The sequence below is a fragment of the uncultured Vagococcus sp. genome, from assembly GCF_963518325.1.
In the GTDB taxonomy this organism is placed as follows: Bacteria; Bacillota; Bacilli; order Lactobacillales; family Vagococcaceae; genus Vagococcus_D.
The window spans coordinates 22,170-37,574 of sequence record NZ_CAUQJB010000021.1 but is presented as its reverse complement, the minus strand read 5'-3'; the positions used below and the strand labels follow the sequence as shown (position 1 = coordinate 37,574).

Annotated in this window: 14 protein-coding genes; 11 read left to right on the top strand and 3 right to left on the bottom strand. The window is 40.0% G+C overall.

The window, feature by feature from the left end; genetic code table 11:
- Positions 1-9: 9 nt before the first annotated feature.
- The 3 genes from RWN13_RS15630 (at position 10) to RWN13_RS15620 (ending at position 3,853) form a co-directional block, all read left to right on the top strand.
- Complete coding sequence (locus RWN13_RS15630; protein ID WP_314065497.1) at positions 10-1,197, top strand: amidohydrolase; 1,188 nt, start codon at positions 10-12, stop codon at positions 1,195-1,197.
- 109 nt (positions 1,198-1,306) lie between these two features.
- A complete protein-coding gene (locus tag RWN13_RS15625; protein ID WP_314065496.1) occupies positions 1,307-2,248 on the top strand; it encodes an AEC family transporter in 942 nt (313 codons plus the stop codon).
- Positions 2,249-2,503: 255 nt separating this feature from the next.
- Entirely contained in the window at positions 2,504-3,853 is a 1,350-nt protein-coding gene (locus RWN13_RS15620) for a DEAD/DEAH box helicase (protein ID WP_314065494.1), read from the top strand.
- Positions 3,854-3,873: 20 nt separating this feature from the next.
- Here the strand turns inward: RWN13_RS15620 and RWN13_RS15615 are convergent, their stop codons facing one another.
- A complete protein-coding gene (locus RWN13_RS15615; protein ID WP_314065492.1) occupies positions 3,874-4,317 on the bottom strand; it encodes a GNAT family N-acetyltransferase in 444 nt (147 codons plus the stop codon).
- A 74-nt stretch (positions 4,318-4,391) separates the two neighbouring features.
- On the opposite strand from RWN13_RS15615, the gene RWN13_RS15610 reads away from it, so the two are divergent.
- Both RWN13_RS15610 and RWN13_RS15605 read left to right on the top strand, forming a co-directional pair.
- Positions 4,392-5,327, top strand: coding sequence for an alpha/beta hydrolase (locus RWN13_RS15610; RefSeq protein ID WP_314065490.1), 936 nt, complete (start codon positions 4,392-4,394; stop codon positions 5,325-5,327).
- 16 nt (positions 5,328-5,343) lie between these two features.
- Positions 5,344-6,462: a hypothetical protein gene (locus RWN13_RS15605; RefSeq protein ID WP_314065488.1), complete on the top strand. Its 1,119-nt coding sequence runs from the start codon at positions 5,344-5,346 to the stop codon at positions 6,460-6,462.
- 34 nt (positions 6,463-6,496) lie between these two features.
- On the opposite strand, the gene RWN13_RS15600 is transcribed toward RWN13_RS15605, so the two are convergent.
- Positions 6,497-6,853, bottom strand: a complete 357-nt coding sequence (locus RWN13_RS15600) for a DUF1801 domain-containing protein (RefSeq protein WP_314065486.1) — start codon at positions 6,851-6,853, stop codon at positions 6,497-6,499.
- A gap of 380 nt (positions 6,854-7,233) precedes the next feature.
- Between RWN13_RS15600 and alaS the strand changes: the two genes are divergently transcribed.
- Both alaS and RWN13_RS15590 read left to right on the top strand, forming a co-directional pair.
- Positions 7,234-9,876, top strand: coding sequence for an alanine--tRNA ligase (gene alaS, locus RWN13_RS15595; protein WP_314065484.1), 2,643 nt, complete (start codon positions 7,234-7,236; stop codon positions 9,874-9,876).
- A 143-nt stretch (positions 9,877-10,019) separates the two neighbouring features.
- Positions 10,020-10,559, top strand: coding sequence for a GNAT family N-acetyltransferase (locus RWN13_RS15590; protein WP_314065481.1), 540 nt, complete (start codon positions 10,020-10,022; stop codon positions 10,557-10,559).
- Positions 10,560-10,601: 42 nt separating this feature from the next.
- Here RWN13_RS15590 and RWN13_RS15585 read toward each other — a convergent pair whose 3' ends face one another.
- Positions 10,602-11,414: a Cof-type HAD-IIB family hydrolase gene (locus RWN13_RS15585; RefSeq protein ID WP_314065480.1), complete on the bottom strand. Its 813-nt coding sequence runs from the start codon at positions 11,412-11,414 to the stop codon at positions 10,602-10,604.
- Between the two features lie 198 nt (positions 11,415-11,612).
- Between RWN13_RS15585 and RWN13_RS15580 the strand changes: the two genes are divergently transcribed.
- The 4 genes from RWN13_RS15580 (at position 11,613) to RWN13_RS15565 (ending at position 15,312) form a co-directional block, all read left to right on the top strand.
- Positions 11,613-12,428 (top strand): hypothetical protein, encoded by an 816-nt coding sequence (locus RWN13_RS15580; protein ID WP_314065478.1) that lies wholly within the window; start codon positions 11,613-11,615, stop codon positions 12,426-12,428.
- A gap of 176 nt (positions 12,429-12,604) precedes the next feature.
- The gene (gene murC / locus RWN13_RS15575) at positions 12,605-13,942 is read left to right on the top strand and encodes a UDP-N-acetylmuramate--L-alanine ligase (protein ID WP_314065476.1); all 1,338 of its coding nucleotides are present in this window, start codon (positions 12,605-12,607) and stop codon (positions 13,940-13,942) included.
- A gap of 204 nt (positions 13,943-14,146) precedes the next feature.
- Entirely contained in the window at positions 14,147-14,608 is a 462-nt protein-coding gene (locus RWN13_RS15570; protein WP_314065474.1) for a MaoC/PaaZ C-terminal domain-containing protein, read from the top strand.
- A 2-nt stretch (positions 14,609-14,610) separates the two neighbouring features.
- On the top strand, positions 14,611-15,312 hold the full coding sequence (locus RWN13_RS15565) for a Bax inhibitor-1/YccA family protein (RefSeq protein ID WP_314065472.1): 702 nt from the start codon (positions 14,611-14,613) through the stop codon (positions 15,310-15,312).
- Positions 15,313-15,405 lie beyond the last annotated feature (93 nt).

The following is a 15,405-nucleotide window of genomic DNA, read 5'->3' as shown; positions in this document are numbered from 1 at the left end:
AGGAATTAGATGTCAGTTAAATGGGAAACAATTCAAGCTGAATTAAAGGCGTTGGAGCCTCAAATTATTGAGTGGCGACGTCATTTGCACCAATTTCCGGAAGCGAGTTTAAAGGAATACAAGACGCAAAAATGGATTCAAGAGAAACTAGCGGAATTCGACATTGACTTTGTAAGTGTCGGCGAAACAGGAACCCTAGGGACGATTGAAGGGGCCGGAGAAGGACAGACGATCCTTCTCCGAGCGGATATTGACGCGTTGGAATTACCTGATGAAACGGGCAAAGAGTATGCCTCTAAAAATGAAGGTCTGAATCACGCTTGCGGCCATGATGGCCACACTGCTTCATTATTAGGGGTGGCAAAACTGTTAAAAGAACATCAAGGGGAGTTTAATGGGACGATCTTACTGGCCTTTCAACAAGCAGAAGAAATTGGCGCTGGTGCACGACAATTTGTAGAGGCTGGTTTGATTGAAGGGGTTGACCAGGTGTTTGGAATTCATTTGGATTCAAGTGTCCCTGTTGGTCAACTAGTTGCCACGGCTGGACCGACAAACGCTTCTTGTGATATTTTTAAAATTTATGTTCACGGGGAAAGTGGTCATGCGGCTCGTCCTGATTTAGGTCGCGATGCAGTTTTGGCAGCGGCTAGCATTGTGGTTGAGTTACAAAAAATTGTCGCTCGTGAAGTCAGTCCCTTGGAAAGTGCGGTCGTGGCAGTGGGCGTTCTGGATGCGGGGACCCGTTATAACATTATTGCCAATGAAGCGCGAATTGAAGGGACTGTTAGAACGTTTAGTCACGAGACGCGAGGCTATGTGATTGAGGCTGTTGAACGAATTGCTAAAAATATAGCAGAGGCTCATCGGACGACTATTGATTTTGACGTGTATGATGCGGCGGCTCCGTTGATTAATGATCCGAAAGCGACTGCCTTGGCTGCTCAAGTGGCCGCTGAACTGGTGGGGGCTGATAATGTGATTACCAACAATCCTCAAAGCTTGGGTGCCGACGATTTTGCCGATTTTCTTGCAGTGGCTCAAGGGGTGTATGGTCGCGTAGGAAGTCGTAATCCAGATAATCCAGAGACGCAATATGGTCATCATCATGAGCGGTTTGATATTGATGAACGAAGTCTAGTTTTAGCTAGTGGGTATCATTTGAAGTACGCATTGACCTATTTAGGCGCATTGTAAGATGTCGAGATAGAGCCAGAGATGACTGGTTCTATCTTTTTTTATTTCTCAATTTTCTTGGGAGGTGATACAATGTGTATGAGATTATTTTTTAAGAAAAGGTGGCAACATGTTAGAGTCGTATTTGAATATTTTAGTGGTATTTGCGTTGGTTTTTATGGGCTACTGGTTGTCCTTTAAAAAGTGGTTTGATAATCGGACGATTGATCTATTTTCTAAGTTAGTGTTAAATATTGCCTTGCCTTTTAACATGTTTTTAAACATGACGGAGCGCTTTACAAAGGCTGAATTCTTGCACTTATTTACAGGCATGTTGTTGCCGATGGTTTCCATATTAGTCACTTTTTGTGTCAGTTATTTGTATGCAAAAATAACTAAGGTGCCTCAAAGTCGCATGGGTGTTTTTCAAACCATGTTTACGGCATCCAATACAATTTTTATGGGGTTGCCAATTAATTTAGCCATCTTTGGTGAAGTTTCAGTGCCTTATGTGTTGCTTTATTACATTTGTAACACGACTTTTTTTTGGACGGTGGGAATCTATCTGATTTCAGGTGATAGCACAGATCCGACCATTGACCGTGTGCAGATGGATGTTCTTGGAGTGATGAAATTATTGCTATCACCGGCCATGTTGGGATTTATTGTGGGGTTGCTATGGATGTTATTGGAACTACCTACTATTGATTTGGTGACCAAATTTTCACGGCATCTGAGTCATTTAACGACACCGTTGTCGATGTTTGTGATTGGAATAATTGTGTTTCAGACAGGGATTCGCAATTTGAAAATAAACAAAGACACGTTTGGTATTTTGTTAGGACGTTATCTGATTTCGCCTATAATTGTCATTTTATTATCCTTCGTGATTAAGGTGCCGGAGATGATGTTAAAGGTTTTTATTATTCAATCCGCCATGCCAGCTCAAAATTCAATGCCGATTTTGGCACGTCAATATAAAGCGGATGTTGAATTTACAACGACGACTCAAGCCTTAACTTTTGTCGTTTATCTGTTTATTATTCCTATCTTAATCTTTTTAGTGAATTAAATTTAGATATGAGTGGCAAATTGTGCTATAATGCAAAAGTGCTTTAATGGTCTGACTATCCCTTAAATGATGTTACATGAAAGCAGGGGAGGTTCCCTTGAAGGCGTGGGATACCCTACATTATTTTGATTGTTTTTGTAGGAGAAGCCGATTCACGCCCTGTAACTTAATTAATAACCCATATTTATGTAACAAGGCAACAGATGACTAGAAAATGAAGCAAAACAATCAAAAGAAGAGGAAGAGGTGAAGGTGTTGAGTTCTTTTAAACAATTTAATTTACAGCCTTATTTAGAAAAAGCTCTTGAAGCTAAAGGGTTTGTAGAACCAACAGAAGTTCAAGAAAAACTGATTCCAGTTATTAAAAAGGGCAAGAGTGTCGTCGGACAGTCCCAAACTGGTTCAGGAAAAACACATACATTTTTATTACCGTTAATGGATAAAATTGATCCAAGTAAAGATGAAGTTCAAATTTTGGTAACAGCGCCAAGTCGTGAGTTAGCCAATCAAATTTATCAGGCGGCTGTGGAATTAGCAGAAGCAAGCGATGTTGAGATTCGCGTCTCTCGTTTTGTTGGTGGTACAGATAAAAAACGTCAACTAGCAAAACTTGAAAAACAACAACCTCATGTTGCCATTGGGACGCCAGGACGTATTTTAGACTTGATGAATGAACAAAATGGTCTAGGTGCTCATACAGCCACGGCATTTGTTGTGGATGAAGCAGACATGACCTTGGATATGGGATTCTTGGAAGAAGTGGATAAGATTGCAGGTAAGTTGCCAAATAACTTACAAATGTTAGTTTTTTCTGCCACAATTCCTGAGAGTTTAAAACCATTTTTGAAAAAATACATGGTTAACCCCGTTATTGAGCACATTAAACCTAAATCAATTATTTCTGATACGATTGATAACTGGTTAGTGTCAACTAAAGGGAAAAATAATAATGAACTGATTCATAAATTATTAACAACAGGTCAGCCTTATTTAGCTATTGTATTTGCTAATACCAAACAACGTGTTGATGAAATTGCTGGTTATTTAAAAAATCAAGGCCTGAAAGTGGCGAAAATTCATGGAGATATTTTACCTCGTGAACGTAAGCGCGTCATGAAACAGGTTCAAAATTTAGAATATCAATATGTTGTTGCAACGGATTTAGCAGCCCGTGGTATCGATATCGAAGGTGTCTCTCATGTCATCAATGCTGAAATTCCTAATGAACTGGATTTCTTTATTCACCGAGTGGGCCGTACGGGTCGTAATGGCTTAGATGGAATTGCTATTACTTTGTATGATCCAAGTGATGAAAAAGCAATTAACGAGCTTGAAAAAATCGGCATCGAATTTGTTCCAAAAGAGATTAAAGGCGATGAAATTATCGACAGTTATGACCGTAATCGCCGGACTCAACGTAATAAATCTCAAAAGAATTTAGATACTGAAATGATTGGTCTTGTTAAAAAGAAAAAGAAAAACATCAAACCTGGCTACAAGAAAAAAATTAATTGGGCGATTGCTGATAAAGAAAAAATGCAACGACGAATTGAACGCCGTTCTCAAGCGCGTGTGATTAAAAAAGCCAAAAAAACCAAGAAATAATAAGACGCAAAAAAGCCTAATCACACCAAAGAGGGGATTAGGCTTTTTTGCATCTCAACATACAAGTTTCCTTCTTCAATGTATTCTTCAGAAGCGACACTGTAACCTAACTGATGGTAGAAAGGAATCGTTGAAGTGTGAGCACGGATCACTGAGAAAATGCAACCATTCTCAAGGGCTTTTTGTTCAATCATCAGCATTAAGCGAAAGCCAATCGAACGATTGCGGTAGTCTTCCAAGACACACAAGCTGTCTGGATGAACGGTATGTTCGTCTTTCTGTAGGTAACGGACCGCTCCAACCGGAATACCGTTATCCATCATCAGTAAATAGGGATGGTCGTCATTATCCAAATGATCAAATTCAACACTGGGAGAAACGCCCATTTCTTGAACGAACACAAGAGTTCTGAGATAAAAGGCATAGGTCTGCACCCACGGCTCATCAGAGAAATAAGTTTTCATTTATACCAATCTCCTTTATAATTGAAACTAAAGAATCCCATAATTAATTATATTATATACGAAATGGAGCACGAATGGTGAAAAAATTAGGAATTATTGTTGGAATTGTTGCGTTACTCTCTATAATAGTAGGATTAGGCTGGGGTGTCAATTACCTTTTTAACTACGCTATTGTTCGAGGAGAAAAAGATTTTCTTTCTGCCAGTGAAGCAAGTGGCAGTCAAGGGAGTGATTTTAGTAAGTGGGCTTTTATTAAAGAGGAACCGACTACTTTGCATCAAACAAGTTTTGATGATTTAAAGTTAGTTGCTACTCATTTTAAGCAAAGCCAGGAAGGTACGCCTAAATTAGCGATACTATCCCATGGTTATGGCAGTGATGCTGAACACATGCAGGATTTTGGTGAATTATTTTATGAAATGGGCTATGATTTACTTGTACCTGATGCACGTGCTCATGGTAAAAGTGAAGGGGAATATATCGGCTTTGGCTGGCCTGATCGTCTTGACTATGTTGAATGGATTAAAATGATGGTAGACAGCTACCCTGATGGCGTGGACATTATGTTGTATGGCATTAGCATGGGGGGCGCCACCGTTATGATGACCTCTGGTGAAGACTTGCCAGATAATGTTAAAGTTATCATTGAAGACTGCGGCTATGACACTGTGGCTAATGAATTGTCTTATCAGTTAAAAGACATGTTTAACTTACCAAGTTTTCCCCTGGTCCCATTGACTTCAGTCTACTCAGGCATTAAAGCGGGGTATAATTTCAATGAAGCCAGCTCAATTGATCAGTTGAAAAAAAATACCTTGCCAATGCTATTTATTCACGGGGACGCAGACAAGTTTGTGCCTTTTGAGATGTTGGCTAAAAATTATGAAGCTACCCAGGGACCGAAAGAGAAGTATGTGGTCAAAGGGGCAAAACATGGAACGAGTTTTAAAGACGACCGTGAAGGGTATCGAAATGTGGTTAGCCAGTTTTTAGACAAATACATGAAGTAAGAAGGAGCTCATGGTAATGGAGTTTTATGACTGTTTGCAGGTACATAATTGGAAGCAATTGACTGACGAGGAAAAGACTGAGTTATTCGCGGGAGTCATTAAGTTTTTTTTGAACCCGCGGCTGTCTCTTGATTGGCAGCGATTAGTGACCTTTGACATGTGTGGCATGAAATGCCGAACCTTTGAATTGATGATCAATGGCGAAATGTTCGTCTTTATTCCTGGTCAAAAAGAAGTCATTTTAGGTTGGGATTTCGGTAGCCAAGGGCTCAAAAGTCAGGACTTACTGAAGGAATTGAATGGATCCAAGGGTATGAGCCAAACGTATGGGACGCCTTTAACAGCTGCTGACTTATCGTCGTTGGGAGCGTCGATTGATTATGAGGGTGAGTCTTATGACTTTAGGTTCTTAGAAGATATTGATCGTTATATTAATCAAGGGACCAGTCCGTTACGGAAAGTTGACATTCCGCCAATGATTGTTGCCAAAAGCAGTCAACCAGTTGGCACTAATTTAAGAGGTTCCTATAATGTGGTGTCAGGAAGTTTTGTTGGAGATGAGGCTTTTTTTAAACCGCATCAAGAAGCTGTATCCCGTACGTTTAATCCGGAGCTGTCTTTAGCTGATAGTCTGGCATGGACCTATCCTGTTAGCCTTTTTAAAGTCGACCAGTATTATTTGGAGCAGCGACGTGACGATCCAGACCATTACCATGTCTACGACCATCAGGATTGTAATTACGGTGAATTGTGGTTAGCGCTACACCGGGTGGGTTTTCAGTTATTATCTGAAGATGCCTGGGAATTTGCGGTAGGAGGTGGGACTCGTCGTTTATTCCGTTGGGGAAATGAGATTAAATTAGATACCACTCACCCCTTTGAATCTGCTTTAAAAAAAGTCGGTCGTGAAAATATGTTTGGTTTGGTACAGCCTGATGAATTGGTACATTATGAATTAACCGATAATAACGACACGGTGAAGCTAGACATTCATTCGATGAAAGGGCGCCATTTAATTGAACAAATTTTACCTTTTTCCAGTTACTATCAGCCAAAGTATCAATTTAAGGTGAACGAAAAATTGGATCCACGGTTTTATCATTATCGCAAAAGCATCGTGATTGATCCTAACTAAAATAAGCCCTCCGACTAATAGTGGAGGGCTTATTTTAGTGGGAACTGGCGGTATTTTCCTTGACTCGAAAGGTGACCATTTTAGAAATCAAGTCATAAGGGATTTCTTTGGCGTAAGGGAATTGTACCGCACCTTTAGAGGTTTTGTATGGGGCTAAGTCCTCTGAAAATTCGCTGATGGCACTGGGGGTTGGGTAAAAGCCCAAATGTTTTTTTGCCGCGGCAAAATGGACCAAATTGCCATTTAAGTAATAAGTTGGCATTTGATAACTGATCTTTTCAACGCTGTCAGGGGCGGCGGCTTGGATTGTTTCTCTAGTTTTTGTTAGAATATCCTGAATGTCCGCCGGGTAGTTGTGAATGTAATCAGTAATGTCTTGGGAATGAATCATCGTTATCGCCTCCTGTTGGTAGTATCTATAGTTTACTACATCTTACTAGGTTGGGCGATAATAATCCATTTTTCTGCGATTAAAATTGACTTTTGGTCGTAGGTTTATTATACTTTGAGATGGAAAAGGATATGTTTTAGTGACGGGTGACGATTAGAGAGCTTTTTATTTGCTGAAAAAAAAGCCGTCTCACATTAAAATGCTCCCTTTAACGGATTTTGATAAGAAATTATCACGCCACTCTGCGTTATCGAGCTTAAGAGGTAATGATTGACATCATTGCAAACAAGGTGGTACCGCGTGTCGACGTCCTTGTTTTGCATGATGTTTTTTTGTGCCAATTTATCAGCTCTCAAAATAGAAAGGAAGTATTATCAATCATGAAAAAATTAAGTAGTAGCCAAGTGCGTCAAATGTTTTTAGATTTTTTTAAGGAGAAAACTCATTCTGTTGAACCTAGTGCCTCGCTTGTGCCGATTAATGACCCGACGTTATTATGGATTAATTCAGGTGTAGCTACCTTGAAAAAATATTTTGACGGAACTGTGGTACCTGACAATCCACGAATCGTCAATGCTCAAAAAAGTATTCGGACAAATGACATTGAAAATGTTGGTAAAACTGCTCGTCATCACACGATGTTTGAAATGCTTGGTAATTTCTCGATTGGAGATTATCAAAAGAAAGAAGCAATTCACTGGGCTTGGGAATTTTTAACCGATGAGAAATGGATTGGCTTTGATGCTGAGAAATTGTATGTGACGGTTTATCCTGAAGATAAAGAAGCTCGTCGTATTTGGGAAGAAGAAGTTGGGTTAAGCACGGAACGAGTGATTGATATTGCAGATAATTTCTGGGATATCGGTGCTGGCCCTTGTGGTCCCAATTCTGAAATTTTTTACGATCGTGGTCAAGCGTATAATGATGTTGCGGAAGACGATCCGGAAAACTATGCTGGTGGCGAAAATGAACGTTATTTGGAAATCTGGAACTTGGTTTTTTCTGAATTTAACCACACCTTGGAAGGGACTTATGAACCTCTACCGAATAAAAACATTGATACAGGAATGGGCTTGGAGCGTTTATTGTCGATTCTTCAAGAGGCACCGACAAATTTTGAAACAGATTTATTCATGCCAATTATTAATGCGACGGCTCAGTTAAGCGATGGCAAAGTCTATGGACAAGATGCTGCTACAGATACCTCTTTTAAAGTCATTGCCGACCATACTCGTGCGGTTTCCTTTGCGATTGGCGATGGGGCATTACCATCAAATGAAGGCCGTGGTTATGTCTTGCGCCGTTTATTACGCCGGGCTGTTATGCATGGGAAAAAACTGGGAATTGATAAGCCATTTATGTATCAACTTGTGCCAGTTGTGGGCAACATTATGGAAAGTTATTATCCGGAAGTCTCCGAGCAACAAGCGTTTATTGAAAAAGTGATTCGCACCGAAGAAGAGCGATTCCATGAAACCATCAATGAAGGGTTACAAATCTTAACGGATTTGATTGCTTCAATGAAAGAGAAAAATGAGAGGGTCTTAAGTGGCAAGGATATCTTTAAATTGTATGATACTTTTGGCTTTCCTGTGGAATTAACTGAGGAAATCGCCGAAGATGAAGGCTTAACCGTTGATCATGCAGGTTTTGAAACGGAGATGACGGCTCAGCGTGAACGAGCTCGTGCAGCCCGTCATACAGATCAATCCATGAATGTGCAGTCAGCTTTGTTAACAGACATTAAAGAGAGCAGTACCTTTGATGGTTATGGGCAAACTGATTTAAGAAGTGAATTAACGGTGATTATTGCCGATGAAAGGATTGTTCCTGAATTAGACAAAGGGGACGGCCAGCTAATTTTTAAGGAAACGCCATTTTATGCTGAAATGGGTGGTCAAACCTTTGATATGGGACTGATTAAAACCGAGGCAGGCGAGGTTGTGGCGAAAGTAGTGGATGTTCAAAAGGCGCCAAACGGTCAACCCTTGCACAAAGTTGAAGTTTTAGGGAATTTAGTTACGGGTCAAACCTATGAATTAGTGGTAGATCAAACTCGTCGCAATAAGATTTTAAAAAATCACACAGCGACACATTTGCTGCACCGGGCTTTAAAAGATATGTTAGGTGAGCATGCTAATCAAGCCGGCTCTCTTGTGACACCGACTCACTTGCGCTTTGATTTCACTCATTTTGGTCAAGTGACGAGTGAAGAATTAGCTCAAATGGAGCAAATCGTCAATGAAAAAATTTGGTCAGGAATTCCCGTTGAAACAATTGAAACGGATATCGATACAGCGAAAGGCATGGGCGCAATGGCTCTCTTTGGCGAAAAATACGGTCATGATGTGCGAGTTGTGAAAATGGCTGATTATTCCATCGAGCTATGCGGGGGAACCCATGTTTCAAACACGTCAGATATTGGTATTTTTAAGATTGTTTCTGAATCAGGAATTGGGGCGGGGGTTCGTCGTATCGAAGCGGTAACCAGTCAAGAGGCATACGAATTATTAAAAGGTGAGGAAGACATGCTGAAAGGCGTGGCAACCTTAGTGAAAACACCTCAACTGAAAGAAGTTTCTAGCAAAGTTGAACAACTGCAAAAGCAAATAAAAGAATTGCAAAAAGAAAATGAGAGCTTGAACGCGAAACTAGCAAATCAGCAAGCGGGTGATATCTTTAAAGACGTGGAAGAAGTTAATGGAACCAGTTATATTGCCGCACAAGTCTCTGTCAAAGACATGAATCAATTGCGTCAATTAGCCGATCAGTGGAAACAAAAGAATCTGTCGGATATCTTGGTATTAGGTACTTCTCAAGGCGAAAAAGCTAACTTATTAGTGGCAATGTCTCAAGCCGCAAATGATAAGGGGCTTAAAGCTGGGGATTTAATCAAAGCTATTGCACCAAAAGTTGGCGGTGGCGGTGGTGGTCGTCCAGATATGGCTCAAGCTGGTGGTAAAAATCCCGCTGGTATACCAGATGCTATTGAAGAAGTGGCTAACTGGCTAGCATCGTTTTAGGAATGGAAATCTCTGTTTTAACGTGAAACAGAGGTTTTTATTTTTGCAGTAATTTAGGTATAATAGGGGAAGATATTAAATAGTCTAGTTTTTGCGAGGGGCCTTAAGCCATCGCAAAAGCTTTACAAATAGGGGCTGAAAAGATGGATTTTAGACTGGCTGAAGAAGCAGATGTGTTAGAGATTTTGACGATTTTGACGCAGACAAAAGCGTTTTTTAGAGAACAGAAGATTGATCAATGGCAGGGAGATTATCCTGGAATTCCTGAAATTAGACAGGACATCGCTTTAAAACAATGTTATGTTGCGGTGGAAAAAGAGTTGATTTTAGGGGTGATTGTTCTTAGTTTAAATCCTGAAACCAGCTATGACTCATTGCTTGGAGGCGCTTGGAATAGTCAGGAACCTTATACGGTCATCCATCGTTTGGCTATTAACAATGATTATCAAGGTCGAGGCACGTCGCTGAAATTATTGGCATATGTAGAAGAGGTGACGTTAGACCTTGGTCGTCAGGTAATTCGAACGGACACTCACGAGTCAAATGATGGCATGCGTTATATGTTAACCAAAACTGGGTATCGCAATACAGGGCGATTGTTTTTAGACGATGGTAGTCCGCGAATCGGCTATGATAAGTTGTTAGGTGAAGCGGAATTAGTTGAGGGCGACGAAATAGAATAAACCAATAAACCACCTCTTGAGACTCTCAAGAGGTGGTTTAACTTAGAGGATAAAGCGTTCGATTGCTTCGGCAACAGCGTGGTGATTATGATCATTTTGACACTGGTAGTTGGCCTTTTCTTTTAATTCAGGCACGGCATTGGCCACGGCAACACCTAAGCCTGCCAACTGAATCATAGTGCGGTCATTCATATTGTCACCGATGGCAAGGACTTCTTCTGGTGACACGTCTAGGATTCTCATCAATTGGCGTAAGGCATTGCCTTTATTGACGCCGTGAGGGTTAAATTCCAAGTAGCGGTTTGAGGAATAATTAATGTCCAGACTCTCACTAATTTGGGGAGATAGGCTCATTTCAATCTCTTTTAAAAAGGCTAAATTTAAATGTTGAAAATTAATTTTTAATATCGGGGAATCAGCTAAATGGCTGATATCGGGTTTGTCTAATAATGTTAAAACGATGTGTCCATCAAGATAGTCGTGTTCATCCGAATTCATGTTGAGCGTATGAATGTCCTTTAAAGTGAACAGGTGAATCAAAACGTCGTGTTTAACGCCAAGGTCGAAAATATGTTGAACTAACTCAAAAGGTAGGGCCGTGGTGGTGATGAGCCGGTTGCGTTTATTTTCGGTGATTACGCCGCCATTGTAAGAAATAGAGTACTGATTTTCCAAATCATGAACATTTGTCAACTTTAAAATATGCTGAAAGTCATTAAAACTACGGCCAGTGGCAGGCACGAATTTAATACCTAAATCTTGCGCTTTTTTTATAGCCGTTAAATTTTCTTGTGACACATTTCCGTGGCTGTCGATAAGGGTTTCATCCAAATCGCTGACGATTAATTTATACATGTTAGTCATCCGTTCTATTCGTTAATTCGTGGATTGAACCTTCAGTTATGGTTTTCTTAGGGGTTTTTCTCAACGAATTTATTTTACGTTTCACTAATAGATTACCATAACTTTCCACTAAAAAGGAACAGAAGTGTTTTTTATCTTAAAAAAATATGCTACACTGTAGAAGACAGAACGTTAAAGGACTGATGATTAATGGAATTTGCAGATAAACGTAAAAATTTTAGATTTCCGGCTTTTGATGACAAGGAAGGCGTCAAGCTACCAAAATCAAGTGGCCGAGATTTATTTAGTGATGAGTTCAAAACCCCATTTTCTGAAAACCAAACGGTGGCAGATGAGCCTGAGGCATCTGAGGCGCGATTCCAGCAGGAAGCTGCGGAACCAGTAATGCCTGAACCCTATGTGCCGGCTAAAGCTGAGCCTTTAAAAAGAGAAAAGCGTCCGGATTTCTCTTATCAGGGACCGCCGATGGAGGAATCCGTTGTTGAAGTTAAAAAGCCAGTCTTTTATAGCGATCATCGGGCTAGTCTGGAAAAGAAACTGACGCGTGAAAAAAAATTGGATCAGCGGGCCAGTAGTAACGCACAACCAGGTAAATACAAAGGGCGCTCTTATTTTGTCCCAAAACACATCCCAGCCTCGATCGTGCCAGAAGGTGTCGAACCTGCCTACAGTAAAAAAGAGATTATTGATCGGATGAAGAAACCAAAAGCTAGTTATTTGATTTTAGAGGATAATGAGGACCGATCATTCCAATATGATGAAATTGAAAAACGTGAAATCAGTGAATTTGAAGTTCGTGAAGAAGAAACGACTATTCCTTTTACACGTCGAGAGTTCAAACAGATGAAAAAGGGCTCAAAGAATGATGAAACGATTCCTGCTATTACTCGAAAAAAGAAGGAACAACCTGATCAAACAGGTAAAAACACTCGTTTGGAAAAGTCGTTATCGGGGATCATGGAAGAAGAAACGTCACAGTCAATAGCCAATAAGTACTTTGATTAATTATTAAGCTTTCACTGTTTAAGCTCAGTGAAAGTTTTTTTGGTTGAATTATCAGCCAGAATGTATCATAATGGTAATCGGTATAAAAACAAAGGAAACGTTAGAAGTCGAAATACTACAATTAAATTAACCACCAACCTAACATAAAAGTTTAAACATTAGAAAAGAGGATTTTCATGCAAAATCAAGAAAAACCATTGTATCACTTTGTCGGAATTAAAGGTGCTGGCATGAGTGCCCTAGCATTAGTACTACATGAAAAAGGTTACCGTGTTCAAGGGTCAGACATTGAGCAGTACACGTTTACACAACGTGAATTAGAAAAAGCGAATGTGACAATCTTACCATTTGATGAAAATAATATAAAAGACGGCATGATTATCATTGCTGGAAATGCCTTCCCCGACAGTCACCGCGAAATACAGGAGGCGTTAAAAAAAGGTTTGCAAGTTATTCGTTACCATCGCTTTATTGGCGACTTTATTAAAAACTTTACTAGTATTGCTGTGACAGGTTCACATGGTAAGACTAGTACCACAGGGTTGTTGTCACACGTTTTAAGCGGCATTGAACCCACAAGCTACCTAATCGGTGACGGTACGGGGCATGGTGTCTCAGGCGCGAGATTCTTTAGTTTTGAAGCTTGCGAATACCGTCGTCACTTTTTAGCCTATGCCCCCGATTATGCGATCATTACCAATGTTGATTTTGATCATCCTGATTATTACAAGAGCATTGACGATGTTTTTGATGCCTTTCAAACTTTCTCAACTCAGGTCACAAAAGGACTAGTTGTTTTTGGTGACGATGAGTACTTGCGCAAATTGGATACGGATGTGCCTGTTTATTATTATGGCATTAACGATAATGATGATTTCCAAGCGAAAAATATTGAGCGTGATACCTTAGGTTCTAGATTTGAAGTCTTTCATCAAGGGGAAAGTATTGGGAAGTTCGCTGTTCCAACTTATGGCATGCACAATGTGTATAATGCATTAGGGGTTATCGCCATTGCGTATTTAGAGCAGTTAGATATGAAGCGCGTAGCCGAAGAAATGTTAACCTTTGGTGGCGTTAAGCGACGTTTTAGTGAGAAAAAAGTGAGTGACATGATTATTGTAGATGATTATGCCCATCATCCGGCAGAAATTACTGTAACAATCGATGGTGCCCGACAAAAGTATCCAGATAAAGAAGTCATTGCCGTCTTCCAACCTCATACTTTTACTAGAACAGTTGCTCTTTTAGATGAGTTTGCCGAAGCTTTAGATACAGCAGATGAAGTTTATTTATGCGATATTTTTGGTTCAGCCCGTGAGCAACAAGGGGAAGTTCGAATTGAGGATTTAGGTAATAAAATTACTAAGGGTGGAACTGTGGTTAAAGAAGACAATGTATCGCCGTTATTGGATTTCCACAATGCGGTCATCATATTTATGGGTGCCGGTGATGTCCAAAAATTCCAACACGCCTATGAAAACCTCTTAGGTACGACACGTCGTAACAAAATGTAAAACGATTGAAGATAGTTCTAAAGAGGAGAGTGGGAAACCAGTCTTCTCTTTAGGCTATTGATAAAGCGCCAGTTGCTTTGGTCTGTGGTTCTTGTTAAAAAAGAGAGAGGTGGCAAGTATTTTTCACGAAAGGAATTGAAAACTTGCGATTTTTGTCTTTTTTGGTACAATTAGAACATAAAAGATGGAGGTGTCTGTTTTAAAATGATTGGAAAGCCGAGAAAAATAGGCAAGACAATAGAGGATATTGAAGAGGGGCAGTCTTTAAGTGTAACGGAGTCGATTGAGGACGATCGATTGTTGTTATATCTGGGGTTAACCAACGATGCGAACCCACTCTATATTCAACATGATTATGCAAAAACCACGGAGTATCAGAAACCGATTGTGCCATCCGCTATGTTGATTGGGATTATCACTAGTGCGGTGTCTAAGCATTTGCCTGGTCCAGGGTCTCATGTTGTCAATTTTTCGATTAACTTTATTGAACCAGTGTATCATTATGAAACATTAACTTTTGACTTTGAAGTAATTAAAGTCGATAAAATGAAAGATGTCGCCACTATTTCAGTTGAAGCGATTAACGGAGTTGGTGATCGCGTGTTAGATGCTGTTGTGATGGTTAAACCGCCATTGGCGAAAATAGAAGAAAGCAAGGAGCAATAATTATGGAACAAAATCAATACAATCAGGTATCGCAAAGGTCAGATGCAGGTTTGGCCGCTTTTTTCTCAAAGATTTATGCTTATTTAGGAATTGGGATTGCACTTAGCGCTGTTTCAGCCTATTTAGTGCTAAATGTGTTTGCGGAACAGGCTAACCAATTTATGCAGAATAATCCTTTTGGGCTAATTATTTTATGGGTAGCCCAAATTGCTTTAGTGGTTTTTTTAAGTGCTAAAGCAGTTAAAAACCCTTCATTAGCTTTAGGCGGATTTATTGCGTATGCTCTTTTGAATGGGGTAGTGATGAGTTTTACTTTGGCTATGTACAGTGGTGAAGCAATTACGAGTGCTTTCGTTGCTGCGTCTGCAACGTTTGGTGTGATGGCAGTATTTGGAGCACGCACGAAAAAGAATTTAAGTGCTATGGGGCAGGCAATGAGAGTCGCCTTAATTGGTGTGATTGTGGTGCTATTGGTAAATGGTCTCTTTTTAAGAAGTGAGCCATTAATGCTGTTCATCTCAATCGTAACAGTCTTTGTATTTGCAGGACTAACGGCCTACGATCACCAACGAATCAAAGCTATTTACAATCAATTTGGTGATGCACCAGAATTAAAAGGAATGGCTGTTTTCTGTGCGTTACAATTATACTTGAACTTTATCAACTTGTTATTAGCTTTCTTACGTATTTTTGGTAGAGATTAATTAAATCCATTGAAACTTCCTCCTAGGCCTAATCTAAGGAGGAAGTTTTTTTTGTAGGTAAGAAAATGTTATGGCGTGAGTTTCCGGATTCCG